Origin of the sequence: Curtobacterium sp. PhB130 (genome assembly GCF_003755165.1) — a bacterium.
Taxonomy (GTDB): Bacteria; Actinomycetota; Actinomycetes; order Actinomycetales; family Microbacteriaceae; genus Curtobacterium.
The window spans coordinates 1,163,137-1,188,171 of record NZ_RKII01000006.1; the positions used below are offsets into that span (position 1 = coordinate 1,163,137).

Genomic DNA, 25,035 nt, shown 5'->3' on the forward strand with positions numbered 1-25,035 from the left:
CATCCGGGGCGGGCGCGACTCGCCCATGGGGCAGCCGTCACGGATCTCCCGTGACTTCTGTCACGGTGGCCGTCCACGGCGGAATGGCCCGTCTACTGGGGGCGCTGGTCCTCCGATGTGGGGACAGGACCTGTCCGGTTAGCGCGTTAGCGTGGAGCCATGACAGCCGAGACCGCGACGACAGTGCCGTCGACACCCCAGACCGACGCGGTCCGGCGCGCGGCACTGCTCGCCGCGCTCGACGTCGTCGAGGGTGGCGCGGAGGAACGCTTCGACCGGATCACCCGCATCGCGCGAGAGGCGTTCGGTGTCTCCGGCTCGTTCCTCAACCTGGCGGGCGACGACCACCTGGTCATCAAGTCGCAGCAGAGCGCCAGGGTCTTCGAGCCGGTCATCCCGCTGCAGGACACCTTCTGCGGGCGGACGCTCGCGAGCACCGGGCCGGTGCTCGTGCCGGACGCGCAGATCGACGCACGCTTCCGCGACCTGCCGATGGTCACCGGCGACCCGAACGTGCGGTTCTACGCCGGGGTGCCGCTGCACGTCGGGTCGGAGGACGTCAAGGTCGGCACGCTCTGTCTCATCGACCCGACCCCGCGGACGCTCGAACCCGACGACGTCGCCCTGCTCGAGGAGCTCGGCACCTGGGCTGCGCGGGAGCTCGCGGCCGGCGCCGACGAGGACCGGTTGCGTTCGGTGCTCGCCGGCCTCGAACCCGGAGCCGTCGACGTGCCCGGCTACCGCGTCACCGGGATGTCCGTCCCGCACGGTGTCGTGTCGGGTGACTTCCACGACTGGCACGTGTCCGACCGGGGACTCCACGTCACCGTCTCCGACGTGATGGGGAAGGGGATGTCGGCGGGGCTCCTCGCGGCGAACATCCGCGGCGCGCTGCTCGCACACGCCACGTCCCCGGCGGACGCAGCCGTCACCGCGCTCGAGGCCCAGGTCGCCCCGGAGCTCAGCCGCGCCGAGTCCTTCGCCACGCTGTTCCACGGGGTGCTCTCTCCGGCGACGGGTCGCGTGGACTTCGTCGACGCCGGGCACGGCCTCGTCCTGCAGCTGCACACCGACGGCACCGAGACCATCCACCGCTCGTTCGACCTGCCGCTCGGACTGCACCCGACGGGGCTGTCCCGCACCGCCGGGTCCCTGCTGCTCGAGCCGGGGGACACCCTGATCCTGGTGAGCGACGGCGCGCTCGAGCTGTGGGACTCCACGCTCGCGTCGCTTTCCCGGCTCGGCGGGCTGTACCGGAAGTCGGCGGACGCCGCGGTGTTCCTGGAGCGCATCCGGGCCCGCGCGGCGTCCCACGACCCGGGGGACGACCTGACGGTCGTCGTCGTCGCGCGCGACGCCTGAGTGCGCGCGCGTCGCGCGCGCGCGTCGCGTCGCGTCGCGCGCCCGCAGTCTCGGTGAGGTCGCACTTCGTGTCGAACCTGCGCCGAATAGGCGACACCAACTGCGATCTCAGCGACGCGCGGTGGTCGCGGCGACCGGACGGGACCGCCTGGAGGCCCGGTGCCGGTCCGGCGGTGTGGCACCGTGCCTCCAAGCGGTGCGTTCTGACTCACAACGCGCGCCATGGAAAGCGGAAACGCGCGTCGGCGGTCGGGAGAACTGACCACCGACGCGCGAATCGACCACCTTCGCAGAGGGGGGCGAGCGAGCGCGCTACGCGCCCAGGCGCTCGATGAGCTCGCGGTAGCGGGCGGCCGTGCGCTCGACGATCTCGTCGGGGAGCACCGGCGGCACGCCCTGCTTGTCCCAGTGGTCGCTGAGCCAGTTCCGCACGATCTGCTTGTCGAACGAGTCGGTCCGGTTGCCCTGGTCGTACGAGGTGGCGTCCCAGTACCGGCTGGAGTCGCTCGTCAGGACTTCGTCCCCGATGCGGATCTGCCCGGAGGTGTCGTGCCCGAACTCGAACTTCGTGTCGGCGATGATGACCCCGCGCTGCAGGGCGATGGCCGCCGCCTCGGAGTAGACGTGCAGCGACAGGTCGCGGAGCTGCGCCGCGATCTCGGGCCCGACGAGTTCTTCCGTGCGCTCGAACGAGATGTTCTCGTCGTGCTCGCCCTGCGGCGCCTTGTACGCCGGCGTGTAGATCGGCTCGGGCAGCCGGTCGCCGTTGGCGAGCCCCTCGGGGAGCGCGACACCGCAGACGCTGCCGGACTCCTGGTACTCGGCCCAGCCGCTGCCGACGAGGTACCCGCGGACGACGCACTCGATGGGGAACATCCGGAGCGGCATCACGTGCATCGAGCGGCTCGCGATGTCCGCCGGCACCGGTGTGCTCGTGCCCGTCGGGCCGAGCAGGTGGTTCGGGACGTCGCCGAGCTGCGTGAACCAGAAGCGGGACAGGCGGGTGAGGAGTTCACCCTTGCCCGGGATCGGCGGTTCGAGGGCGAAGTCGTAGGCGCTGACCCGGTCGGACGCGACGAGGAGGAGCTCGGTCGCGCCGGCCACGTTCGCGGTGTCGGCGGGGACGTAGAGTTCACGGACCTTGCCGGAGGAGACGTGCTTCCATCCGTCGACCCGGGGTGCTGCTGCGCTCATCGGGTGACCTTCGCGGCGATGTCGGTGCGGGACTGCGAGCCCTGCAGGGTGATGTCGTGGAGACCGGCGTACGCGCGGTCCCGCGCTTCGGTGAAGTCGGCGCCGGTGGCGACCACGCTGAGCACCCGGCCGCCGGTCGCGACGAGCTTGCCGTCGAGGAGCCCGGTGGCGGCGTGCAGCACCGAGACGCCGTCACGGGCGTTCGCGGCGTCGATGCCGGTGATCACGCGGCCGGTCTTCGGGTTCTCCGGGTAGCCCTCGCTCGCGAGGACGACGGTCACGGCGGCGTCGTCGTGGAACACGGGCGCCGGGTGGCTGCCGAGCTGCCCTGACGCGGCTGCGAGGAGGAGCTCGCTCAGCGGGGTGGCGAGGCGGGGGAGGACGACCTGCGTCTCCGGGTCGCCGAAGCGCGCGTTGAACTCGATGACCCGCACGCCCTGCTCGGTGACGATCAGGCCGCAGTAGAGCAGGCCGACGAACGGCGTGCCTTCGTGCTCGAGACGGCGGACGGTGGGCAGTGCGACGAGGTCCGCGACCTCGGCCACGAAGGCGGCCTCGGAGCCCCAGCGGTCGGCGAGCCACGGGAGCGGCGAGTAGGCGCCCATGCCGCCGGTGTTCGGGCCGGCATCGCCGTCACCGAGGCGCTTGTAGTCCTGCGCGGGGCTGAGCGGCGCTATGTCGTGACCGTCGCTGAGGAAGAACAGCGACACTTCTTCGCCGTCGAGGAACTCCTCCACCACGACGGGGCCGTGCTGCAGCCAGTAGGTGGCGTGGTCGACGGCTGCCTGGCGGTCCTCGGTCACGAGGACGCCCTTGCCCGCCGCGAGCCCGTCGGCCTTGACGACGTAGGGGGCGCCGAGCTCGTCGATCGCGGCGACGGCTTCGTCGATGGTGCCGGCGTACACCGGGCGACCGGTCGGCACGTTCGCTTCGGACATGATCCGCTTCGCGAAGGCCTTCGACCCCTCGAGCGCAGCGGCGGCCTTGCTCGGACCGAACACCGGGATGCCGCGGGTGCGGAGCGGGTCCGCGACGCCGGCGATCAGCGGCGCTTCCGGCCCGATGACGACGAGTTCGATGTCGTTCTCGATCGCGTACTCGGCCACGAGCGGCCCGTTCGTGGGGTCGAGCGACACCGTCTCGACGTCGGCTGCGATGCCGGCGTTGCCGGGCGCTGCCGTGATGACGTGACCGGCGGACTCTGCGAGGAGCGCCGTGATGATCGCGTGCTCGCGGGCACCGGAACCGAGGACGAGGATTCGCACCAGATCACCCTACCGAGCCAGGGGCCCGCGCTGCGATGCACCGGCTAGCCTGTGGACATGCCTGGCAGGACGATCGACGACGCGGAAGGCGCCGCTGCACTGGCGGCGGTGGTCGCGGGGGCGACGGACCGCCCGAGCGTCGCGACGGCCGTCCGGTGGACGCTGCAGCGCCTGGCCGAGGACGTCCCCGGGAACGCCGTGGAGGTGCGCGTCCCACCGTTCGCCGCCGTGCAGGCGGTCCCCGGACCACGGCACACGCGCGGGACGCCCCCGAACGTCATCGAGACGGACGCGACGACGTGGATCGCACTGGCCACCGGGGCACTGCGCTGGGATGACGCGGCGACGGCAGCGGCGGTGAGCGCCTCCGGTTCGCGGGCCGACCTGGCACCGTTCCTGCCGGTGCGGACGAGCGCCTGACGGGCACTTGACGAGCGTTTCACGACCGACCGCGGGGACCGCCACGACGCGGCACGACCAGATGCGTACCGACCGGGATCGAATTAGGTAGGCCCTACCGATGCGGTGGCCACGGCGACGGCCGTAGCGTAGAAGCCGCCGGGATTCGGACCCGACCCGAACGGGTCCGAACCCGGCGACGGACCCAACCGTACGCGATGTTCCGCGTCACGTGTCAACCATTCGGCGTGGCGTGCTGCATTCCGCAACGGATTTGCGATTTCATCGCACCCGCAAGTCCGAAAGCCGCAATGTCAGCGGACGCGGCCCCCCCGAGCGGTCGACTCAGAGCAGCGCGCTCAGCTCGGACCGCGCGTGCAGGTCCCACTTCGCGAACACCCGCGACAGGTGCGCGTCGATGGTCCGCACCGACAACCCGAGCTGTTCCGCGATGCGCCGGTTCGACAGCCCCTGCGCCGCGAGCCCGGCCACCTCGTACTCGCGCCGGGTGAGCGGGGGACGCACCCGCCCCGCCGTGACGGCCATCCCGCACGCGGCCAGCACCGTCTGCGCCGCGATCGTCCGGGTGCGGTCGCCCGCCCGGATCGCGTCCGCGTACTCGACGATCGCGCCGGCGAGTGGCCCGTCCACCCGGCTGGCCGCGTCCCGCATCCGGTCGAGCGACGCGGTGGTGTCCTGCCCGTTCAGCATGTCGTTCGCGTAGTGCAGCGTCTGCGCGTACATGACGTGGGTCCACGCGCCGCTCGCGGTCGCCCGCTCGATCAGCTCGTCGGCGTGCTGCAGTCCGGCCGGGTTGCCGAGCACCGCCTCGGTCCAGGAGATGGTGGTCGCGATCTGTTCGCCGGTGATGCGCATGGCGCGTGGCGGGGTCGTCCGGGCGCGCTCGAGGGCCGCGCCGGCCTCCTCGGCACGGCCGGCGTACGCCAGCGCCATCGCCAGCCGGGCCCACGGGTACGCCCCGAACCCGCCGTGGTCGGCCACCGCGTACCGCTCGCAGGCGGCGGAGAACGCGGCGATGGCGTCGTCCCAGCGGCGCTGTCCGAGCGCCAGGTTGCCGGCGCCGATCAGCTCGAGGGTGAAGTCGTACTTGAGGAAGGGGCTCGACCGGTTCAGCGAGACCTCGGTGAAGAGGTCGTCGATCTCACCCCGCCACACCTGGACCTGGTGCAGGACGGAGATGATCTCCCCGACGCTCCACGGTGCTTCCTCGATGTGCACGGCCGCCGTCGCCAGGGACGCTCGCCCGAGCGTCATCGCGTCGTCGAGCCGGCCGCCCGTCGCGAGGGCCATCACCGCGCACGGTGCGACGCAGAGGAACGACACCGGGACGGTCGGTGCGTCGACGATGCCGGTCCGGTCGATCTCCGCGCGGATCTCGTCGAAGCGGCCGCCCCACCCGAGGTGCGCGAGCCGGAGCAGTCGGAGCCGTTCGGCCGCGTCGGCGCGCACCAGTCCCATCGCCACGTCGGTCAGGGCGGCGGCGGCCAGGGGGTCGTCGTCGTGGAACTGCCGGATGTTCGCCAGGGTCTCGCAGGCCTCGACCACCGCGGAGTCCGCGACCTCGTCGCTGCGGGTCCGGGCGATCTCCCACGCGGCCTCGGCGTCGGCGCGGCCGGCCTCGCGACCGCTGCTGTAGCCGTGGGCGAGGGACCGCAGGCAGAGCGCCGCGACGCGTTCGGTCGGGGACAGCTCGGCGCGGAGCACGGCGGAGCTGAGGGCGACCGCGCTCTCGAGCTCCTGCAACCGGGTCGCGACGTGTGCGGCGTCGAGGAGCTGCGGCACGGGTGGGAGCACCCCGCACTCGAGCGCCCACAGCGCTGCGCGGAGTCGTGCCGCGGGGACGGCGCCGGCTGGGTGATCGGTGCGGAAGGCGTTGGCCCGCGCGAACAGGGTCGTGCGCCGGGCGACCGGGACCAGGGAGCGCACCACTTCGCCGACGAGCGGGTGGGAGGGGCGGACGACCGGAGCGCCGTCGGCGAGCGAGTCGATGCGGACGAGTCCGAGTGCCACGACGCGGTCCACGTCCCCGCCGCCGACCAGGCTGAGCAACCGGGACAACGGGATCGGGTCGGCCAGCGCCACGATGTCCACGACGTCGCGGAGGTCCTCCGGCAGCGTCCCGAGCTCTGTCCGGTACATGTCCGCCAGGCTGTTCGACGCCGTGATCCGACCGCGCCAGTACCAGCCGGACGCGGTGTGCTCGAGCGCCCCGGACGCGAGCGCGGCCCGCACCACCTCCCGCAGGTACAGCGGGTTGCCCTCGGTCGCGCGGTGCACGCGTTCCACCGAGGCGGACTCGAGCGGGGCTGCGAGCGCGTCGCCGATCAACGCGGCGGTGTCCTGGAGATCCAGCGGTCCGAGGTCTATCCGCTCGAGCAGGTCGTCCTGCCACAGCGACCGCAGCGGCTCGGCGAGCGCGGTGAAGTCCCGGCAGGTGAGCACGAGTCGCGCCCCCTGGAACCGGACGAGCCACGCGACGTACCGGGCGGAGATCGCGTCGAGGTGGTCGGCGTCGTCCACGCGGAGCAGCAGGTCACGGTCGACCACGTCCGCGGCCTCACGCAGGCGCTGTTCCGCGCCGGCCGCGTCGGCGAGGACCTCGGCCGGCAGGTCGCCGAGACGTTCGGAGACGGCGCCGAAGGGCATCGACGCCCCGGTCGCGACGGCGGTGATCGGGACGACGAGCAGGCGGCCGGGTCCCTCGCGCCCGGCGACGCGGTCGGTGACACGGGCGGCGGCGGTGCTCTTGCCGAGCCCGGGCGCTCCGACGAGGGCGACGCTGGTGCGGTGCTCCGCGACGACGGACACGGCGCGGTCCTCTTCGCGTCGCTGCACGATCGGCCAGGCGATCCGAGCGGGGACGGGGCGCCGGCGGGGGTCGGCAGCGGTCGAACCGGTCATCCAGCGTCACCTCCACCCATGGGATACCACTCGGTACGGTCCATCTTGCCTCGGAACGGGCTCCACGGGCAGGCCGGAGCACGTCCCACAGTGGGGGACAATGGAGTCGTGAGCAACACCGATCGACCCGACGACGCTCCGGTTCCTGAGCCCGCCACCGTGTCCTCCTCGGACGAGGTCACCATCCGCCGCGCCCCGAAGTTCGGGGTCTTCATCGTCGGCGGCGCAGTCCTCGGCTTCGTGGTGACGGTCATCGTGATCGCCCTCACCCTGAACCTGGACCGCGGCGACCAGACCGAGACCGTCGGCTTCAGCGGCCTCGTCGGCTACTTCGGCCTGTGGGGCGTCGCGATCGGCGGCTTCGTCGGCGCGGTCGTCGCGATCGTCCTCGACCGGGTCTTCGCCCGCCGGGCGGCCCGCCTCACCGCGGAGCGCGTCGCGGTGGACATGCCCCCGGAGACCGTCGACGGTGAGATCGAGGACCACGGCGACCAGCAGCGGTAGCCGCGACCAGAGCCACCGACGGGAGGCACGGTGCCAGCTGGCACCGTGCCTCCCGTCCGTTCGGTCGTCGCGTTCGCGACCCCCGCTCAGCTGAGCTGGTTGGCTTCCACCCAGGACAGGTACTCCGGGCTCACCGTGCCGGTGACGTACTCACCCGTGAAGCAGCTCATCTCGAGGTCGGTGACGTCCGAGCCCTCGATGATGGCGTCCCGCATGTCGCCGATCTCCTGGTAGATCAGGTGGTCGCTGCCGAGCACGCGGTTGATCTCCGGGATCTTCCGGTCGTGCGCGATGAGCTCCTGCCGCGTCGGCATGTTGATGCCGTAGACGTGCGGGAACCGGACCGGGGGAGCGGCGCTCGTGAAGGTCACCTCGTTGGCTCCGGCGGCGCGGGCCATCTCCACGATCTCCTTGCTCGTCGTGCCGCGCACGATCGAGTCGTCGACGATGAGGATGTTCTTGCCCTTGAACTCGGACGACATCGCGTTGAGCTTCTGGCGCACGGAGCGCTTCCGCTCCGCCTGCCCGGGCATGATGAACGTCCGGCCGACGTAGCGGTTCTTGTAGAAGCCCTCGCGGTACTCGATGCCGAGCTTCTGCGCGACCTGCATCGCGGCGGGACGGCTCGAGTCGGGGATCGGCATGACCACGTCGATGTCACCGGTCGGGGCGTACTGCGCGATCGTGTCCGCCAGGCGGTTGCCGAGGCGGAGACGGGCGTCGTACACCGAGATGCCGTTCATCACGGAGTCGGGGCGTGCGAGGTAGACGTACTCGAACGAGCACGGCACCAGGCGCGGGTTCGCCGCGCACTGCCGGGCGTGCATCGTGCCGTCCATCTCGACGAAGATCGCCTCACCGGGGGCGACGTCGCGGACGATGTCGTAGCCACCGGACTCCAGGACGAGCGACTCGGACGCGACGACCCACTCGGACTTGCCGGCGTCGTCGAACTTGTGCCCGAGGATGAGCGGCCGGATGCCGAACGGGTCGCGGAACGCGAGCAGTCCGTGCCCGGCGATCGTCGCGATGGCGGCGTACGAGCCCTCGACACGCTGGTGCACGCGCTCGACGGCGTCGAAGACCTGACCGGGGTCGAGGTCCTTGCCGCGCACCTGGCCCTGCAGCTCGTGCGCCAGGACGTTCACCAGGAGCTCGGTGTCCGAGCTCGTGTTGAGGTGCCGACGGTCGATGTCGAAGAGTTCACGCGTCAGTTCCCGCGTGTTCGTCAGGTTGCCGTTGTGGACGAGGACGATGCCGTAGGGCGCGTTCACGTAGAACGGCTGGGCTTCCTCTTCGTTGCTGGCGGCACCCTTCGTGGCGTACCGGACGTGCCCGAGCCCCATCGTGCCGAGGAGGGCACGCATGTCACGGGTGCGGAACGACTCCCGCACGTGACCACGGGTCTTGTGCATGTGGTGGATGTGACCCTCGACCGTGGCGATGCCCGTCGAGTCCTGTCCCCGGTGTTGCAGGAGGAGCAGAGCGTCGTAGATGGATTGGTTTGCAGGCCCCTGCGCAACGAGGCCGACGATGCCGCACATTCGCGGAGTGCTCCAGACCGTAGAATCGGGTGGTACCGAACAAGTCTGCCATGCCACGACGGAGGACTCCGCATGCCCAACCCGTACGCAGAGGCCGGGGTCGACACCGCAGCCGGTGATCTGGCCGTCGAGCTCATGAAGTCCGCCGTCTCGGCGACGCACAACGACTCCGTGCTGGGCGGTGTGGGCGGATTCGCGGGGCTCTACGACGTCTCGTTCCTGAAGGACTTCTCACGGCCGCTCCTCGCCACCTCGACCGACGGCGTCGGCACGAAGGTCGCCATCGCGCAGGCGATCGACAAGCACGACACCATCGGCCAGGACCTCGTCGGGATGGTCGTCGACGACATCGTCGTGGTCGGCGCGAAGCCGATGTTCATGACGGACTACATCGCGTGCGGCCGGGTCGTCCCGTCCCGCATCGCGGACATCGTCGCCGGGATCGCCCGCGGCTGCGCGCTGACCGGCACCGCGCTGGTCGGTGGCGAGACCGCCGAGCACCCGGGGCTCCTCGGTCCTGACGACTACGACGTCGCCGGCGCAGCCGTCGGTGCGGTCGAGGCCTCCGAGGTGCTCGGCGCCGAGCGCGTGCTCGACGGGGACGTCGTCGTCGCGATCGCGTCCTCCGGGCTGCACTCGAACGGGTACTCGCTCGTCCGCCACATCCTGTCGTCCCGCGGGGTCGCCTACACGGACTCACTCCCGGAGCTCGGCGGGCTCGTCGGCGAAGCGCTCCTCGAGCCGACCCGGCTCTACACGACGCCGCTGCTCGGCCTGCTGGCGGACCACCCCGGCGCCGTGCACTCGATGTCCCACGTGACCGGTGGCGGCATCGCGGCGAACCTGGCGCGCGTGCTGCCCGTCGGGTCCTGGGTCGAGGTCGACCGTGCCACGTGGGAGCCCCTCCCCGTGTTCCGGGTCCTCGCCGACATGGCCGGGACGCCGATCGAGGACACCGAGGGCACCTGGAACCTCGGCATCGGCATGTTCGCCGTGGTGTCCGCTGCCGCCGCGTCCGACGTCATCGCATCACTCGGGTCGGCCGGGCTCGCGTCGTGGCCGGTCGGGACGGTGTCGATGTCCGCGCGCGACCTCGACGGGTTCGAGCAGGGCGCGAAGGGCGTCGACGGCGGAGCCGTGCGGCTCACCGGGGCGTACGCGGGCTGAGGCGCGGGCGCTTCGCGGCGCTGCCGCGCTGCTGCCCGCTGCCGCAGCTGCCGCAGGACTCTTTCGACATCGCTGGAGTCGATCGACTCGTGTCGTGTCGAAACTTGCAGACGCAGAGGATGCGTCTGCAGGGATCGACACCGCCGAAGTCGATCGACTCGTGCGGTGTCGACTCATGCGGACGTAGAGGCCCGCGCACGCGCCGGACACGCACGAACGCCGCGCTCCCGGAAGGGTGCGCGGCGTTCGGGATCCGCGAGTCAGGCGGACTTGTTCTGCTGGTCCTGCTGGGGCTCGAACTCGTCGTCTTCCTCGTACTGGTCAGGTCCGTATTGGTCTGCCCAGCGGTCGACGTAGGAGTTCTCGTCCGAGTCGTGCCCGGCGGAGAGCTCGCGTTCGAGCGCACCGTAGTTCGTCTCCGGGCTGAAGTACTTCAGCTCCCGGGCGACCTTGGTGTGCTTTGCCTTCTGACGGCCGCGCCCCATGCGTGACCCCCTCGTGTGTCGGCTCGTGTCCAGCGCTACGGGAGACGAGTCATCACCCGGAGAATCCGAACGGTTCGTGGTTGGAAATCTGCCGATCACTCTACCATGTACCCCTATCTGGACATGGCCCCCGACCGTGCGCGTCCAGCAGAATCGGAAGTGATGACGGACCTGACACCGACCACCGACGACCAGCACGCCCGGGTGGTCGTGATCGGTGCGGGGCAGGCGGGTCTCTCCGTGGCCTACCACCTGCGCCGACTGGGCCTCGAGCCCGGCACCGACCTCGTCGTCCTCGACCGGGCGCCGAGCACGGGCGGCGCCTGGCAGTTCCGGTGGGAGGCGCTCCGGCTCGGGTCGGCGCACCGCGTGCACGACCTGCCCGGGATGCGGGCGATGGGGCTCGCGTTCGAGGACGCCGACCGCTCCCGTCCCGCGCGGGACGTCGTCGGCGCGTACTACCGCCGGTTCGAGGAGCACTACGGACTCCGGGTGCGCCGCCCGGTCGCGGTGACGAGTGTCACCCGGACGACCGGCGGGCTCTGCGTGGCGACCCGGACCGCTGACGGACACGAGGGCCGGATCCACGCCGAGGTGGTCGTCAACGCCTCGGGCACGTGGGGCACCCCCTTCGTGCCGTGGTACCCGGGACGCGACACGTTCGCCGGGCGACAGCTCGACACGACGGAGTACCGGAGCGCCGCGGAGTTCCAGGACCAGGACGTCGTCGTGGTCGGCGGTGGCACGAGCGCGATCGGCTTCCTGCTCGAGCTCGACGGCGTCGCCCGGTCCACGCGGTGGTTCACCCGACGGCCGATGACGTGGTCGGGCACGTCGGCGCTCGACCTCGAGTCCGCGGTCGCTGCGGTCGACGAGCAGGACCGGGCAGCCCGGGCCGGTGAGGTCCTGCCGAGCATCGTCAGCGGGACGGGCGTCCCGGTCTCCCGGCGGATCCGGGCGGGACTCGACCGTGGGGTGCTCCGTGACGAGCGGGTGTTCGCGCGCATCGAGCCGTCCGGGGTGGTCACCGCGGACGGCGAGCACGTGCATGCCGACGCGATCGTCTGGGCGACGGGGTTCCGCGCGGACCTCCGGCACCTCGCGCCGCTGCACCTGCGGACGGCGAAGGGCGGCGTGGTGGTCGCGGACGGTCGTTCGGCGGAGGAGCCGCGGCTGTTCCTCGCTGGGTACGGTCCCCAGGCCTCGACGATCGGCGCGAACCGGGCCGGCCGGCTCATCGCGCGCCAGGTGATGGACGAGCTCGCCGCGTCCTGACCTCGCACACTGCGGGAGCCGCGCGTGCGGAGCGTGCGGCGCCGCGCTACGCGGGCAGCGGCTCGGCCACGCCGCGTCGGCGCCGCCGTGCCCGCAGCACGAGCGCGTCGAGCGACAGCCGCCCGGGCCCGGTGAGCGCCACCGCGAGCGCACCCGCGGCGAGCACGAGCACGTACTCGAACCCGCCGTCCTGCGAGAAGAACCCCGCGGAGGAGTGCGCGAGCACCCCGGCGACGACCATGTCGACCGCGAGCAGCACGCCCACGATCCGCGTCGCGACACCGAGGACGAGCAGGACCCCGCCGACGAGTTCGAGTCCCGCCACGAGCGGCGCCGCCACCTCGGCGAGGGGGACGCCCATCCCGGAGAACCCGTCGGCCACGGCGGGGATGCCCTGCCCGAACTTCTGCGCCCCGTGGGCGATGAACACCACCCCGAGGACGACGCGGAGCACGGTCAGGCCGATCGATGTCGATGTCGTTCGCATGCCCACGACGGTAGGGATTGACGTGTCATCGATCACCCCTGTCCGGGGGTCTCGCCGGGTATCGCCAGGACATGCCCAGCCCGGGGTCCTCACAAGAGCGGACCCGTCAGGACGTCGCCCCGATCGTGCCGGAGGTGTCCGTGCTGTCCGGGGTGCCCCGTCCGGTCTTCGTCTGCAGGCGGTCGATGTGCTCCGAGGCCTCGGCCTTGGAGAGGTCGGCGGGCAGTTCCTCACCGGCTTCGCGCGCGAGGGTGTCGAGGTAGCTGCGCTGCGGGCCCGTCATGGGCTCGTCGCCGGTGACCCACTGCTCGGGGTCCTTGCTCGCGGTGGTCGAGGGGTCGGGGCGTGCGCCACCGAGGGTCTCACCAGATGCATCACTCATGCCGTGGACGCTACGCCGGGCCCACGACACCGAGATCAGGCCCGGCGCAGATCGGGGGACGCCCGGAACCGCCGCCCGTGGCAGAACGGGACGCCCGGAACCGCCGTCAGCCCGGGACCGCCGTGTACCGGACCAGGTCCGGCCCGACCTCGTTCGCCGCGAGCGGCACCGACCGCCCGTCGCGCGTCACCCAGAGCGTGTTCGCCGGTTCGTCGAGCCGCTCCACCGGCAGCAGCACCCCGTCGAGGAGCACCGAGGCGCTCACCAGCACGGTCCCGGACGCGGGGCGCGGCGGCAGGCCCGGCACGTCGTCCGCGTACGCCGGGTACGTCCCCGGTGCGAGGAGCGGGCTGATCGGCGTCGTGACGATCTCCACGCCCGCTGCGCCGGAGGTCGTCGTCGCATCGGCCGTGACGGTGACCAGTCGGACCACCTGGTCCTTCGGGAGCGGCGCGTCGACGGCCCCGGAGCCGGCCAGTGCGCGGAAGGCGGGCCGACCGTCGGGGGCGAGGTGTGCCTCCAGGCCGTCGATCTGGACGCGACCACGTCCGCGGGTGTCCGCGTAGATCCCGGCTTCGAGGCCGGAGCGACGTGCCTCGATGAGCGGCACGACGACCCGGTCTGGTCGGTACCAGTCGCGGAGGGTGGCCGGGTCGACCCAACCGATGCTCGCGACGCCGCGGGCGAGTTCCGCGTCGTCGTCGACGGCGCGTTCGTCGAGCGCGCCGAGCGGGTGTTCGCCGCGGACCGCGACCAGGCCGGCGTACCGCTCGTCGAGCGGTGCATGGTCGAGGACCTCGACGCGCTTGGACACCTTGCCGCCGTGGCCGTCGAACGTCGCGTAGGTGCGCAGGTCGGGAACGTCGGTCATGGCTTCAGATCGTATGCCGGGAGGCCCGGATCACTCCGCGGACGTCGGCGTGCGTCCCGGGGACGCCGGCACCAGGGCCTTCAGCTCGCCGGTGCACTGGGCCGGGTCGACGCCGTCGGCGGGACCGGCCGGTCGGGTCACCCGGCGGGGCTGTGCGCCGGTGCGCTGCACGGCGAGGCTGTTGCGGTGCGCCGAGCGGAGGAGGCGGTCCTCCTCCTCGCTGCGGAACACGCCGTTCGGCGAGCGGCGGAGCGCCGGTCGGACGGGCTCGCCGCGGCGGTCCTGGCCCGGGAACGGACGCGAGCGGCGGCCGTAGAGGAGCTCGGACGAGTCGAGCAGCCACGGCACGAGGGCGACGGTGACACCGTGCACGAGCAGCAGCTTCTTCCGGATCCGACGGCCGCGGTGGTTGTGGAGGAGGCCCTCCCACCAGTGGCCGACGATGAAGACCGGTGTGTAGACCGTGACGACCTCGGAGCCGTGCTGCATCCGGTGCGCCTTGATGTACTTGATCAGGGGCATCGAGATGTCGCGGTACGGGCTCGGGACGATCGTGAGCGGGACCTCGATGCCGTGCTCCGCCCACTGCTGCCGGAGCAGTTCCGCGTCGGCTTCGTCGATGGAGACGTGCACCGCTTCGAGTCCGGCGTGCTTCGCGGCGATCGCGTAGTCGAGTGCCTTGAGCACCGGCTTCTGCAGCTTGTTCACGAGGACGATCGCGTGGTCGCCGGTCGCACCGAACTCGGTCTCGACGTCGGCCTGGATCTCGTGCTTGACGTCGCGGTAGTAGCGGTTCACGCCGAGCATCAGCACGAACAGGATCGGCATGATGACGAACACCAGCCAGGCGCCGTGCGTGAACTTCGTGATGGTGACGATGACGAGGACGACGAACGTGAAGGTGGCGCCGGTCGCGTTGATCGCGCGGGACCGCATCACCTGGCCGCGGTTGACGGGTTCGGCCGCGGTGCCGGCCCGGTCCTCGCGGAGCAGGCGGGTCCAGTGCCGGACCATGCCGGTCTGCCCGAGCGTGAACGACACGAACACGCCGATGATGTAGAGCTGGATGAGGCTCGTGACGTTCGCCCGGTAGACCACCAGGAGTGCGGCCGCGACGAGCGCGAGCACGATGACGCCGTTGGAGTAGATCAGCCGGTCGCCGCGGGTCGAGAGGGCCTTCGGCGCGTAGGAGTCGCGCGCCAGGATCGAGCCGAGGAGCGGGAACCCGTTGAACGCGGTGTTCGCCGCGAGGAGCAGGACCGCCGCCGTCGTCGCCTGGATCACGAAGAAGAGCAGCGAGTTGTCGCCGAAGGTCGCCGCGGCGATCTGGGCGATCAGGGAGCGCTGCGGGGTGGTGGCGCAGTTCGCGAAGCCCTGCAGGTCGCACGCGCGTTCGGCGTAGTGCACGCGGGAGACCAGCGCGAGGGTGATCAGCCCGACGAACAGGACGATCGCGATGCCGCCCATCGCCACCAGGGTCGCCTGCGCGTTCTTGATCTTCGGGCGGCGGAAGGCCTGCACGCCGTTCGCGATCGCTTCGACACCGGTCAGCGCGGAACAGCCGGATGCGAAGGCGCGGAGGAGCAGCAGGATGAAGGCCGCCTGCGTGGTGTGCTCGACGTTCGTGATCGTGTAGTTCGCGGACTCGGCGACCGGGGCGTTGCCGGCGAGCACCCGGATGAGGCCGGTGACGACCATCACGAAGACGCTCGCGACGAACAGGTAGGTCGGGATCGCGAAGGCCTTGCTGGACTCCCGGACGCCACGGAGGTTCGCCGCCGCGAGGAGCACCACGAACACCAGTGCGAGTTCGACGCGGAACTGGTTGAGGACCGGCAGTGCCGAGATGATGTTGTCCACGCCGGACGCCACCGACACGGCGACGGTCATCACGTAGTCGACGAGCAGCGCGCTCGCCACGACCAGGCCGGCCTTCTCGCCGAGGTTCCGGTGCGCGACCTCGTAGTCGCCACCGCCGGACGGGTACGCCTTGATGAGCTGCCGGTACGACGCGACGACGACGAGGAGCAGCAGGACGACGAGTGCGGCGACCCACGGCGCGAAGGTCAGGAACGACATCCCGCCGAGCAGCAGGATCATGAGGAGCTCCTGCGGGGCGTAGGCCACCGAGGAGAGGGGGTCGCTCGCGAAGATCGGGAGTGCCAGGTGCTTCGGGAGCAGCTGTCCCTCGAGCTTCTCGGAGGGGAGGGGATCCCCGATCAGTCGCGACTTCAGCGACCGGATCTCGTTCGTCACGAGCGGCAAACCTACTCGGTTCCGGGCGCGAGTCAACACGAGTGCGGGACGGGGTATTCCGCCCCGGGTCACGTGCTGTCGACCGGTTCCCAGATTGACCCTTGCGGTTGACGCTGCGTCAACCCGTACCGTGTCCTGCATGAGTGATCCGACAGGCACCGCCGACCCAGCTGCGAAAGCGCCCCACGGCATCGCCGACGTCGCTCGTTCCGCCGGTGTGTCGAGCCGGACGCTGCGGCACTACGACGCGATCGGCCTGCTGCCCGCGACCGCGGTCGGGGACGGCGGGCTCCGGCGGTACGACGACCGGGCGCTCGTCCGGCTCCAGCGCATCCTGCTGCTCCGCGGACTCGGCCTCGGGCTGTCCGCGATCCGGGACGTCCTGGACGGCGAGCAGGACGACGTCGTCGCACTCACCGCACACGTCGCGTGGCTCGAACGGGAACGCGACCGCATCGCCCGGCAACTGCAGGCGGTGCGCACCACCATCACCAGGCTCCGGAAGGGAGAGGACATGACCATGCACGACACGTTCGACGGATTCGACCAGTCCCGGTTCCGGGAGGAGGTGGCCGAACGCTGGGGCGCCGACGCCTGGGAACGCGGGGCGGCGTGGTGGGGCGCGCAGGACGGCTCCGCGAAGGACGCGTTCCAGGCCGAGCAGCGCGCGATCGCGTCGGATGCGGCAGCGCTCGCCGCGTCCGGGGCGGCGCCGACCTCGGAGCAGGGCGTCGCGCTCGCGCGGCGGCAGTTCGCCTGGCTCGCGCAGGCGACCCCGCCCGCCGAGCTGACCGCGGAGCGGTTCCGCACGCTCGCCGACATGTACATCGCGGACGAGCGGTTCACGCACGCCTACGAGTGGGCGGGGGCCGGCGCGTCGCGCGCGCTCCGCGACGCGATGTACGCGCTGGCGGACGCGGGGCTGTAGGCGGGGCGCCGCGGGCGCCGCGGGCGCCGCGGGCGGCGCCGTCGCCGGCGGTGCGGGGCGCCGCGGGCGGCGCCGTCGCCGGTGCGGGGTGGCTCCGCACAACCGAAACCGGCCCGAACCACGGAATTCCGTGGTTCGGGCCGGTTTCGGTAGTGCGACGGGCCGGCCGGGCGACGGGCCGGCGACGGGCCGGCGACGAGCCGACGGGAGGCCGGCGAAGAGCCGACGGGAGGCCGTGGCCGCCGCCCCGTCGGCGCGGCCCTCAGAGTGACTTGCGCAGCGCCTCGAGACCGTCGCGCAGGCGCGTGACGGTGTCCGGACCGAGCGTGCCGCGGGTCGCCCGGCGACGGAGGTCGGCGCGGACCTGCTGCCGGAACGAGGACAGCGCCATCTCGAGCTCGCGGAGGGCGCGGGCGCTCTCGGACGGGACCGACACGGGTTCTTCGGCGGTGGCGCTCTGCGCGGAGGCGGCGAGGTCGGCGCGGAGGGACCGCATGGCGTCACCGACCGAGGCGCGGACGCCGTCGGCCAGGGACTTCACGGAGTCGTTGACGCCTTCCTCGAGCGAGGCGATCTCGTCCGCACGGGCGGCCAGTTCGGCACGGCCGGCATCGGTGATCGCGTAGACGGTCTTGCGGCCGTCGGCGGTCTTCGTGACCAGGCCGTCGTCCTCGAGCTTCGCCAGGCGCGGGTAGACCGTGCCGGCGCTCGGGACGTACGTCCCGCCGAAGCGGTCGCCGAGGGCCTGGATGACCTCGTACCCGTGCATCGGGTGGTCGGCGAGCAGCACGAGCAGGTACAGCCGCAGGTGTCCGTGCGCGAATACCGGGCTCATTCGGGTGCCTCGCTCTCGTCGACGACGGACGTGGTGGCCGACGGGAACCCGGCGGTCGTGGTGGTGTCGGTGTCGGCGGGGGAGGTGGCGGCCACCGGCGGCGCGTGCAGCACGGCGATGTCCCCGGAGACCGAGTTCACGCGCAGGTCGAGCCAGGCGCCGGAGAGCTCACCGCCCTGCTTGACGTAGGAGCCTCGGACGCCCTTGATCTCGGCGTCGTCGAACTGCAGCTTGCCGGAGGCGGTGCTGACGGTGCACTGGAAGGGCACGCCGTCTTCGAGCCGGACGCTGACCGAGCCCGACACGGTGTTCACGCGGGCGGAGTCCGGCGTGCCGTGCAGGTCGAGCACGACGTCCGCGGAGACGCCGTCGGCCGAGAAGCGCGGGATCTCACCGGTGGCCACGACGTCGCCCGAGACGGTGTGCACGGTGAGGGCGCCGTCGAGGTCGCGCATGGTCGTCGTGCCTGAGACGGCGTTGACGGTGACGTCACCCGCGACCCCGTCGACGACGAGGTCCCCGGAGACGGTGTTCAGCGTCGCGCCGCGGTTCGTGCCGGAGAGCAGCGCGCCGGCCGACACCACGCCGAGGGTGACCCCGGCGTCGCGCGGGACCAGGATGCTGACGTCGGCGTGGGCCTTGCCGCGGAACGACTTGAGGAACCCGATGGGGTCGTCCCAGCGGATCTGCGGGTGGTCGACGGTGAGGGTGTCCCCGTCGAGCTCCACCTTGAGCGCCTTGCCGGACACGCTGTGGACCTCCACCCGCGCAGTGGGTTCGTCGTGTGCGACGACGTCGACCTGCCCGCCGACGAGGCCGACGCGCAGTGACCGGACGATGCCGGTGTCGATGACCTTGGGCTCTTCGACGAGCCACTTCTCCTGAGCCATGTTGTCTCCTCGAACTCGCGATGTATCGCGTCTGTTGCCGACACGTTATATCGCGTCTCGCGGAGCCGCAAGGGGACTTGGAGAACTCACGGGACGGCCGTGGGCTCCGTGGCGGGGGTGAGCCGTGCCTCCCGTTCGGTGGAGGCGTGACCCGCGCGTTCCGGCGACCACGGGAACCGGCGGAAGACCGGCATCAGGGGCTGGACCATCGGGCCGATCACGAACGCCGCGATCACGGTGCCCGCGCCGACGTCCCCGCCGAGGAACCACCCGACGATGACCACGGTGACCTCGATCACGGTGCGGGCCAGCCAGATCGGCCACCCGAACCGCTGGTGCACACCGACCATCAGCCCGTCGCGCGCGCCCGTGCCGAAGCCGGCACCGATGTAGAACGCGGTGGCGAGGGCGAGCAGCAGGAGTCCGGCGATGAACAGGCCGATCCGGGCCAGCAGGCCGTCCGGGGTGGGCACGAGCCAGAGCACGAGGTCCGCGGAGGGGCCGATCGCCAGGGCGTTGAGCAGGGTGCCGATGCCGGGCTTCTGGCGGAGCGGGATCCAGAAGAGCAGGATGACGCCGCTCGACGCCACGGTGATCAGCCCGAACGACCACGGCACCACGTTCTCGAGCCCCTCCGTGAGCACGGTCCACGAACTGACGCCGACGACCGCGCGGACCTGCAGCGCGGTGGAGGCGCCGTAGAGGAACAGGCCGACGAAGAGCTGCGCGAAGCGGAGGGTGAGTGCGGTGGGGCGGGACATGCGTCGATGCTCGCGCTGATTGGACTGCCGGTCGAGAGCCAATTCGGCTAGCGTGGATCGCATGACCCCGGTCCTCCTCAGCGCCCGTTCCGCAGCCCTGCTCCTCCACGAGTGGCGCGACGGTGCCGACGCACCCGCCTACGAGGCCCTCGCCGACGCGATCCGCGTCCTCGTCATCGACGGCCGGATCCCGCTCGGGGCCCGGATGCCGGCGGAGCGTGGGCTCGCCGACACGCTCGGGGTGTCCAGGACCACCGTCGCGAACGCGTACGCCCGGCTCCGGTCCGACGGCTTCCTGCTGTCGCTCCGCGGATCGGGGAGTGTCGTCCAGCTCCCGCGCGACCTCGCCGGTCGGCCGGACCCGGAGCGCCTCGGCGGGGTCGTGACCGGGGACGTCCTCGACCTGCGGAAGGCGGCGATGCACTCCGCACCCGGGGTGGCGGAGGCCGTCGAGCGGGCGGTGCGGCACGTGCCCGCGGCGCTCGCCGGGATCGGCTACGACACCGTCGGCGACCCGGGACTCCGCACCGCGATCGCCGAGCGGTACACCGCGCGCGGCCTGCCCACCGCGCCGTCCGAGATCGTCGTGACGATCGGCGCGCAACACGCGATCGCGCTGCTGGCCCGGGTGCTCGTCCGACGCGGCGACACCGTGCTCGTCGAGTCGCCGACGTACCCGCACGCGCACGAGGCCTTCCGCGAGGCCGGCGGCCGGCTCATCGGCGTGCCCGTCGACTCCCGGACCGGCTGGGACGTCGGGGTGCTCGAGACGGCGCTCCGGCGCTCGGCACCGTCCGTCGCCTACGTGATGCCGGAGCTGCACAACCCGACCGGGGCGACGATGTCCGCAGACGCCCGGGACACGCTGCTGTCCATCGCCGCGTCGGTGGGGACGACGGTGATCGCGGACGAGACGATGGGCGAGCTCCGGATCGACGGGGTCGCCTCGCCGCCGTTGGCGGCCACCGCCGCCGGGTCCGGCGCGTCCGTGGTGATGATCGGCTCGGCCGACAAGGTCTTCTGGGGCGGCCTCCGGATCGGCTGGATCCGCGCGTCGCCGGACCTGCTGCAGCGACTGCTGCTCGCCCGTCCGACGGGCGACCTCGGCACGCCGGTGCTCGACCAGCTGGTCGCGCGGGAGCTGGTGCCACGGACCGACGCCGTCCTGGAGGCTCGGCGCGAGTCCCTGCGACAGGGTCGCGACGAGGTGGTGGGCGCGCTCCGAGCGCGGCTCCCGGAGTGGGACGTCCCGTCGCCGGCGGGCGGGTTGACGACGTGGGTGGGGCTCGGACGCCCGGTGTCGAGCGCGCTGGTGCTCGCCGCCCGGACCGAGGGCGTGGTGCTCGCGTCCGGCGGGGTCTTCGGGCCGGACGGCGGGTTCGAACGGTTCCTCCGGGTGCCGTTCACGATGCCGCCCGCGGACCGGACCCGGTTGGTGGACGTGCTGGAGCGGGCGTGGGCGCGGACCGGGGGATCGTCGGCCGAGGTGCGGGGGTCCCTGGCCGCGGTGGTGTGAGCGGCGCCGTGGGTCATCCTGTGGGTTGATCTCGGTCCGTCGGGTTTGGGTCCTTCGGGTGATGTCCGGTCGCGGCGCGCTCACCATGCTGGAGGCATGACCCCGATCATCTCCGCTCCGCCCGTCCCGCCGGTCCCCGCGGTGCCGGTCGCCGCCCGGGTCTCGATGGTGCTCGGCGGCGCACTGCTGGCCGGCGTGCTCACGTCGTACGGGCAGGGCGTGCCGGGGCTCGCGACGGCGTCGAACGCCGCGGGGCCGTGGTTCCTCGTCGCCGTGGCGCTGCTGCTCGTCGCCGGCGTGCGCGGCGGCCGCGTCGGGATGCCGCTGGCGATGGTGGGCGGGGTCGTCGTCCTCGAGTGCATGCACGTCGGGTACTGGGCGACGTCGAACCTCCGTGGGTTCCCCGACGTCCTCGCGATCACGAGCTTCTGGGTCCTGATGGCGGTCCCAGCGGGGGTGCTCGCCGGCGCAGTTGCCGTGCTCGTCCGCTCCCGCGATGCACGCTGGCGGGGCGCGGCGTACGGGGTGACCGGGGCGGTGCTCGTCGGTGAGGGCGTGCGGGCGCTGCTGCGGGTGGCGTCGTCGACCGGTGCGACGTCCTGGATCGTCGAGATCGTCGTCGGGGTGCTCGTCGTCGCTCTGGGGGTGGTGCTCGCGCGGTCGCCGATCGGCCGGGTCGTCGCGCTCGGGGTCGGGGTGGTCGGGACGGTCGGGGTGCTCGTCGCGTACCTGGCGGTCGGCGGGTAGTCGGAGCGAGCGAACCGGTGTCGGCGCATCCTGCGAGGATCGGACCGTGCACCTCCTCTCGGTCTTCAGCCTGCGGAACCGCGCGCTCATCGCGCTGGTGACGATCGTCGTCGCGATCTTCGGCGGCATCTCGCTGTGGAGCCTCAAGCAGGAGCTCATCCCGAGTGTCCAGTTCCCGCAGGTGGCGATCGTCAGCGCCTACCCGGGGGCCACCCCGGAAGTCGTGTCGAACGACGTCTCGACGAAGATCGAGCAGGGGATCCAGGCGGTGCCCGACCTCAAGTCCACGACGGCGACGTCCTCCACCGGGCAGAGCGTGGTGTCGGCCGAGTTCGACTACGGCTCCAACCTGGCCAGCGCCGAGGACAAGATCCAGACCGTCGTGAACGCGCTGTCGCTGCCCGACTCCGTGCAGACCCAGATCGTCACGGGGTCGTTCGACGACCTGCCGGTGATCCAGCTCGCCGTGTCCGCGAGCGGGAACCAGGAGCAGCTCGTCGACCGGTTGACCGCGACGGCGATCCCCGACCTCGAGAAGCTCGACGGCGTCCGCGAAGCCGACGTGTACGGCAACCCCGGGCGCCGCGTCCTGATCACCCCGGACCGGGACGAGCTCGCGGCGCGTGGCCTGTCCGAGACCGCGATCAAGGACGCCCTCGACGACAACGGCACGCTCATCCCCGGCGGCACCATCACCCAGGACGGCTCGACGCTCTCGGTGCAGACCGGGCAGCGGATCGCGTCCGTGGCCGACATCGAGGCGCTGCCCCTGACCGGCGGCGCCACTGCGACCACGGTGGGCGACGTCGCGACGGTGGCGATCACCGAGTCGCCCCGGACGTCGATCAGCCGGGTCGACGGCCGACAGGCGCTCACGATCTCCATCACGAAGACGCAGGAGGCGAACACCGTCGACGTGTCGAAGACGGTCCGCGCCGCCCTGCCCGACATCGAGTCGAAGATCGACGGCAACCCGCGCTTCACGGTCGTCTTCGACCAGGCACCGTACATCCAGCAGTCGATCGACTCCCTCGCGGAAGAGGGCCTGCTCGGCCTCGGGTTCGCCGTCGTCGTGATCCTGGTGTTCCTGCTGTCCGTGCGGTCGACGATCGTCACGGCGATCTCGATCCCGACCTCGGTGCTGCTCGCAGCGATCGGCATGCGGGCGGCGGACTACACGCTGAACATCATCACGCTCGCCGGGCTCACGATCGCGATCGGCCGCGTGGTCGACGACTCCATCGTCGTCATCGAGAACATCAAGCGGCACCTCCAACCGGGCGTGGACCGCAGACAGGCGGTGCTCGACGGCGTGCGGGAGGTCGCCGGGGCGGTCACGGCGTCCACGCTGACGACCGTCGTGGTGTTCCTGCCGGTCGCCTTCGTCGCCGAGCTCGTGGGCGAGCTCTTCCGGCCCTTCGCGTTGACCGTGACGATGGCGCTCATCGCGTCGCTGCTCGTCGCGCTGACGATCGTGCCGGTCCTGGCGTACTGGTTCCTCCGCGCGCCGAAGGGGCACAAGCACGCGGGCACGGTGGCGCCGGCGTCCGCCACGGACTCGACCCTGCGGTCCGCCGCCGACCTCCACGACGCCGGTGCGCCGGACCGACTCCGCCGTGGGTACCTGCCGGTGCTGCACTGGGTCCTCCGGTTCCCGGCGCTCGTCGTCGTGCTCGCCGTGCTCGTGCTCGGCGGGACCGTGGCCGCGCTGCCGTTCGTCAAGACGAACTACCTCGGCGACTCCGGGCAGAACACGTTCACGGTGACGCAGGACCTGGCGCCCGGCACCTCGCTCGACGTGCAGTCCGACGCCGCGCGCAAGGTCGAGCGGCAGCTGCGGGCGGTGGACGGCGTCGACACCGTGCAGACCACGATCGGGTCGAGCGGCCAGTCGATCCAGGCGGCGTTCGGCGGCGGCGGGACGGCGTCGATCCAGTACGCGGTCACGACCGACTCGGACGCCGATCAGGCCCGGATCCAGTCCGACACCCGGAAGCGGCTCGACGCGCTGAGCGGTGCCGGCGAGATCGCGCTCTCGTCCTCCGGGGGCAGCTTCGGCGGCAGCAGCGACATCGAGGTCGACGTCACCGCACCGACCCAGGCGCAGCTGAAGACCGCGGCGGACAAGGCGCTCGACCGCCTGGAGGACGTCGCGCACACGACCGGGGCGTCGAGCAACCTCTCCGCCGCCGAGCCGTACCTCGCCGTCCGGGTGGACCGCGTACAGGCCGCGGCGCTCGGGCTCACCGAGACGCAGGTCGGCGGGATCGTCGCCGCCGCGGTCTCGCCGCAGGACACCGGCACGGTCGAGATCGACGACGCCTCCCTCGACGTCTACATCGCCGACCCGGAGCCGCCGACCACCGTCGACGCCCTGCGCTCGCTGTCCGTGCCGACCTCGACCGGGCCGGTCCCGCTGTCCGACGTGGCCACGGTCGAGAAGGCCGACGGTCCGACCACGGTCACCACGTCGGACGCAGTCCGCACCGCGACGATCACCGTCACGCCGGACTCCGCGAACCTCGGCGCCGCGGTCACGGCGGTGACCTCGGCCGTCGACCAGCTCGACCTGCCGAAGGGCGCGTCGGCGACGATCGGCGGGGTGGCCTCGAGCCAGTCGTCGGCGTTCAGCCAACTGCTGCTCGCCGCGCTCGTCGCGATCCTCATCGTCTACGTGGTGATGGTGGCGACCTTCCGGAGCCTGCTGCAGCCGCTGCTGCTCCTGGTGTCGGTGCCGTTCGCCGCGACCGGGGCGATCCTGCTGCAGATCGTGTCCGGGATCCCGATCGGTGTGGCGTCCCTGATCGGCGTGCTCATGCTCGTCGGCATCGTCGTGACGAACGCGATCGTCCTCATCGACCTCGTCAACCAGTACCGACGGCGGGGGCTCCGCGTGCGTGAGGCCCTGATCGAGGGGGCGACCAGGCGACTCCGCCCGATCCTGATGACGGCGCTGGCGACGATCTTCGCGCTCGTGCCGATGGCGATCGGGGTCACCGGACAGGGCGGTTTCATCTCGCAGCCGCTCGCACTGGTCGTGATCGGCGGTCTGGTGTCCTCGACGCTGCTGACGCTCGTCGTGCTGCCGGGGCTGTACTTCCTGGTCGAGCGGGGGCGGGAGCGCCGGGCCGACCGTCGAGCGGGGCAGGTCTAGCTGTAGTTCCCCGGGACGTTGTGAACGGGTGACGTAAGTGAAGACCTCCGGGACGATGTGAGTTACCACACACCACGTCGTCACCGGAGGT

Annotated in this window: 21 protein-coding genes; 9 read left to right on the top strand and 12 right to left on the bottom strand. The window is 71.8% G+C overall.

Annotated features, from left to right (window positions below; genetic code table 11):
• Window positions 1-159: 159 nt before the first annotated feature.
• Window positions 160-1,362, top strand: coding sequence for a PP2C family protein-serine/threonine phosphatase (locus EDF24_RS05725; RefSeq protein WP_123701391.1), 1,203 nt, complete (start codon window positions 160-162; stop codon window positions 1,360-1,362).
• A 312-nt stretch (window positions 1,363-1,674) separates the two neighbouring features.
• On the opposite strand, the gene EDF24_RS05730 is transcribed toward EDF24_RS05725, so the two are convergent.
• Both EDF24_RS05730 and purD read right to left on the bottom strand, forming a co-directional pair.
• Window positions 1,675-2,556, bottom strand: coding sequence for a phosphoribosylaminoimidazolesuccinocarboxamide synthase (locus EDF24_RS05730; RefSeq protein WP_123701392.1), 882 nt, complete (start codon window positions 2,554-2,556; stop codon window positions 1,675-1,677).
• Window positions 2,553-3,821: a phosphoribosylamine--glycine ligase gene (gene purD, locus EDF24_RS05735; protein ID WP_123701393.1), complete on the bottom strand. Its 1,269-nt coding sequence runs from the start codon at window positions 3,819-3,821 to the stop codon at window positions 2,553-2,555. Before purD ends, EDF24_RS05730 begins: the two co-directional genes overlap by 4 nt.
• A gap of 57 nt (window positions 3,822-3,878) precedes the next feature.
• Here purD and EDF24_RS05740 point away from each other — a divergent pair, with 57 nt between their 5' ends.
• Window positions 3,879-4,241 (top strand): sterol carrier family protein, encoded by a 363-nt coding sequence (locus tag EDF24_RS05740; RefSeq protein WP_123654403.1) that lies wholly within the window; start codon window positions 3,879-3,881, stop codon window positions 4,239-4,241.
• Window positions 4,242-4,565: 324 nt separating this feature from the next.
• Here EDF24_RS05740 and EDF24_RS05745 read toward each other — a convergent pair whose 3' ends face one another.
• Window positions 4,566-7,142, bottom strand: coding sequence for a helix-turn-helix transcriptional regulator (locus tag EDF24_RS05745; protein ID WP_123701394.1), 2,577 nt, complete (start codon window positions 7,140-7,142; stop codon window positions 4,566-4,568).
• A gap of 108 nt (window positions 7,143-7,250) precedes the next feature.
• Between EDF24_RS05745 and EDF24_RS05750 the strand changes: the two genes are divergently transcribed.
• Window positions 7,251-7,646: a hypothetical protein gene (locus tag EDF24_RS05750; protein ID WP_123654401.1), complete on the top strand. Its 396-nt coding sequence runs from the start codon at window positions 7,251-7,253 to the stop codon at window positions 7,644-7,646.
• Window positions 7,647-7,732: 86 nt separating this feature from the next.
• On the opposite strand, the gene purF is transcribed toward EDF24_RS05750, so the two are convergent.
• Complete coding sequence (gene purF, locus EDF24_RS05755; protein WP_123654400.1) at window positions 7,733-9,190, bottom strand: amidophosphoribosyltransferase; 1,458 nt, start codon at window positions 9,188-9,190, stop codon at window positions 7,733-7,735.
• Window positions 9,191-9,262: 72 nt separating this feature from the next.
• Between purF and purM the strand changes: the two genes are divergently transcribed.
• Window positions 9,263-10,357: a phosphoribosylformylglycinamidine cyclo-ligase gene (purM, locus tag EDF24_RS05760; protein WP_123701395.1), complete on the top strand. Its 1,095-nt coding sequence runs from the start codon at window positions 9,263-9,265 to the stop codon at window positions 10,355-10,357.
• A 260-nt stretch (window positions 10,358-10,617) separates the two neighbouring features.
• On the opposite strand, the gene EDF24_RS05765 is transcribed toward purM, so the two are convergent.
• Entirely contained in the window at window positions 10,618-10,842 is a 225-nt protein-coding gene (locus EDF24_RS05765) for a DUF3073 domain-containing protein (RefSeq protein WP_123654398.1), read from the bottom strand.
• Between the two features lie 162 nt (window positions 10,843-11,004).
• Here EDF24_RS05765 and EDF24_RS05770 point away from each other — a divergent pair, with 162 nt between their 5' ends.
• Window positions 11,005-12,117, top strand: a complete 1,113-nt coding sequence (locus EDF24_RS05770) for an NAD(P)-binding domain-containing protein (protein ID WP_123701396.1) — start codon at window positions 11,005-11,007, stop codon at window positions 12,115-12,117.
• Window positions 12,118-12,163: 46 nt separating this feature from the next.
• Here the strand turns inward: EDF24_RS05770 and EDF24_RS05775 are convergent, their stop codons facing one another.
• The 4 genes from EDF24_RS05775 to EDF24_RS05790 all read right to left on the bottom strand — a co-directional run bounded on the left by EDF24_RS05775 (window position 12,164) and on the right by EDF24_RS05790 (window position 16,122).
• A complete protein-coding gene (locus EDF24_RS05775; protein WP_123701397.1) occupies window positions 12,164-12,604 on the bottom strand; it encodes a DoxX family protein in 441 nt (146 codons plus the stop codon).
• 106 nt (window positions 12,605-12,710) lie between these two features.
• Window positions 12,711-12,986, bottom strand: a complete 276-nt coding sequence (locus tag EDF24_RS05780; RefSeq protein WP_123654395.1) for a DUF3072 domain-containing protein — start codon at window positions 12,984-12,986, stop codon at window positions 12,711-12,713.
• A 106-nt stretch (window positions 12,987-13,092) separates the two neighbouring features.
• Window positions 13,093-13,857, bottom strand: coding sequence for a hypothetical protein (locus EDF24_RS05785; RefSeq protein ID WP_123654394.1), 765 nt, complete (start codon window positions 13,855-13,857; stop codon window positions 13,093-13,095).
• 30 nt (window positions 13,858-13,887) lie between these two features.
• Window positions 13,888-16,122, bottom strand: a complete 2,235-nt coding sequence (locus tag EDF24_RS05790; protein ID WP_123701398.1) for an APC family permease — start codon at window positions 16,120-16,122, stop codon at window positions 13,888-13,890.
• Between the two features lie 130 nt (window positions 16,123-16,252).
• Between EDF24_RS05790 and EDF24_RS05795 the strand changes: the two genes are divergently transcribed.
• Complete coding sequence (locus EDF24_RS05795) at window positions 16,253-17,041, top strand: MerR family transcriptional regulator (RefSeq protein ID WP_123701399.1); 789 nt, start codon at window positions 16,253-16,255, stop codon at window positions 17,039-17,041.
• 262 nt (window positions 17,042-17,303) lie between these two features.
• Here EDF24_RS05795 and EDF24_RS05800 read toward each other — a convergent pair whose 3' ends face one another.
• The 3 genes from EDF24_RS05800 to EDF24_RS05810 form a co-directional block, all read right to left on the bottom strand.
• Window positions 17,304-17,876, bottom strand: a complete 573-nt coding sequence (locus tag EDF24_RS05800; RefSeq protein ID WP_123654391.1) for a PadR family transcriptional regulator — start codon at window positions 17,874-17,876, stop codon at window positions 17,304-17,306.
• Complete coding sequence (locus EDF24_RS05805) at window positions 17,873-18,766, bottom strand: DUF4097 family beta strand repeat-containing protein (RefSeq protein WP_123654390.1); 894 nt, start codon at window positions 18,764-18,766, stop codon at window positions 17,873-17,875. Before EDF24_RS05805 ends, EDF24_RS05800 begins: the two co-directional genes overlap by 4 nt.
• An 86-nt stretch (window positions 18,767-18,852) precedes the next feature.
• Window positions 18,853-19,527, bottom strand: coding sequence for a YitT family protein (locus tag EDF24_RS05810; protein WP_207909538.1), 675 nt, complete (start codon window positions 19,525-19,527; stop codon window positions 18,853-18,855).
• 61 nt (window positions 19,528-19,588) lie between these two features.
• On the opposite strand from EDF24_RS05810, the gene EDF24_RS05815 reads away from it, so the two are divergent.
• The 3 genes from EDF24_RS05815 (at window position 19,589) to EDF24_RS05825 (ending at window position 24,944) form a co-directional block, all read left to right on the top strand.
• Window positions 19,589-21,043 (top strand): PLP-dependent aminotransferase family protein, encoded by a 1,455-nt coding sequence (locus EDF24_RS05815; RefSeq protein ID WP_123654389.1) that lies wholly within the window; start codon window positions 19,589-19,591, stop codon window positions 21,041-21,043.
• A 96-nt stretch (window positions 21,044-21,139) separates the two neighbouring features.
• The gene (locus EDF24_RS05820) at window positions 21,140-21,790 is read left to right on the top strand and encodes a DUF6518 family protein (RefSeq protein ID WP_123701400.1); all 651 of its coding nucleotides are present in this window, start codon (window positions 21,140-21,142) and stop codon (window positions 21,788-21,790) included.
• Between the two features lie 46 nt (window positions 21,791-21,836).
• Window positions 21,837-24,944: an efflux RND transporter permease subunit gene (locus tag EDF24_RS05825; protein WP_123701401.1), complete on the top strand. Its 3,108-nt coding sequence runs from the start codon at window positions 21,837-21,839 to the stop codon at window positions 24,942-24,944.
• Window positions 24,945-25,035: the final 91 nt, after the last annotated feature.

What these genes read in the sequence shown, in the direction of transcription:
- EDF24_RS05725 (WP_123701391.1), top strand. Translation starts at nt 160, where the DNA reads ATGACAGCCGAGACCGCGACGACAGTGCCGTCGACACCCCAGACCGAC.
- EDF24_RS05730 (WP_123701392.1), bottom strand. Translation starts at nt 2,556, where the DNA reads ATGAGCGCAGCAGCACCCCGGGTCGACGGATGGAAGCACGTCTCCTCC.
- EDF24_RS05740 (WP_123654403.1), top strand. Translation starts at nt 3,879, where the DNA reads ATGCCTGGCAGGACGATCGACGACGCGGAAGGCGCCGCTGCACTGGCG.
- EDF24_RS05745 (WP_123701394.1), bottom strand. Translation starts at nt 7,142, where the DNA reads ATGACCGGTTCGACCGCTGCCGACCCCCGCCGGCGCCCCGTCCCCGCT.
- purF (WP_123654400.1), bottom strand. Translation starts at nt 9,190, where the DNA reads ATGTGCGGCATCGTCGGCCTCGTTGCGCAGGGGCCTGCAAACCAATCC.
- purM (WP_123701395.1), top strand. Translation starts at nt 9,263, where the DNA reads ATGCCCAACCCGTACGCAGAGGCCGGGGTCGACACCGCAGCCGGTGAT.
- EDF24_RS05765 (WP_123654398.1), bottom strand. Translation starts at nt 10,842, where the DNA reads ATGGGGCGCGGCCGTCAGAAGGCAAAGCACACCAAGGTCGCCCGGGAG.
- EDF24_RS05770 (WP_123701396.1), top strand. Translation starts at nt 11,005, where the DNA reads ATGACGGACCTGACACCGACCACCGACGACCAGCACGCCCGGGTGGTC.
- EDF24_RS05775 (WP_123701397.1), bottom strand. Translation starts at nt 12,604, where the DNA reads ATGCGAACGACATCGACATCGATCGGCCTGACCGTGCTCCGCGTCGTC.
- EDF24_RS05780 (WP_123654395.1), bottom strand. Translation starts at nt 12,986, where the DNA reads ATGAGTGATGCATCTGGTGAGACCCTCGGTGGCGCACGCCCCGACCCC.
- EDF24_RS05785 (WP_123654394.1), bottom strand. Translation starts at nt 13,857, where the DNA reads ATGACCGACGTTCCCGACCTGCGCACCTACGCGACGTTCGACGGCCAC.
- EDF24_RS05795 (WP_123701399.1), top strand. Translation starts at nt 16,253, where the DNA reads ATGAGTGATCCGACAGGCACCGCCGACCCAGCTGCGAAAGCGCCCCAC.
- EDF24_RS05800 (WP_123654391.1), bottom strand. Translation starts at nt 17,876, where the DNA reads ATGAGCCCGGTATTCGCGCACGGACACCTGCGGCTGTACCTGCTCGTG.
- EDF24_RS05805 (WP_123654390.1), bottom strand. Translation starts at nt 18,766, where the DNA reads ATGGCTCAGGAGAAGTGGCTCGTCGAAGAGCCCAAGGTCATCGACACC.
- EDF24_RS05810 (WP_207909538.1), bottom strand. Translation starts at nt 19,527, where the DNA reads ATGTCCCGCCCCACCGCACTCACCCTCCGCTTCGCGCAGCTCTTCGTC.
- EDF24_RS05815 (WP_123654389.1), top strand. Translation starts at nt 19,589, where the DNA reads ATGACCCCGGTCCTCCTCAGCGCCCGTTCCGCAGCCCTGCTCCTCCAC.
- EDF24_RS05820 (WP_123701400.1), top strand. Translation starts at nt 21,140, where the DNA reads ATGACCCCGATCATCTCCGCTCCGCCCGTCCCGCCGGTCCCCGCGGTG.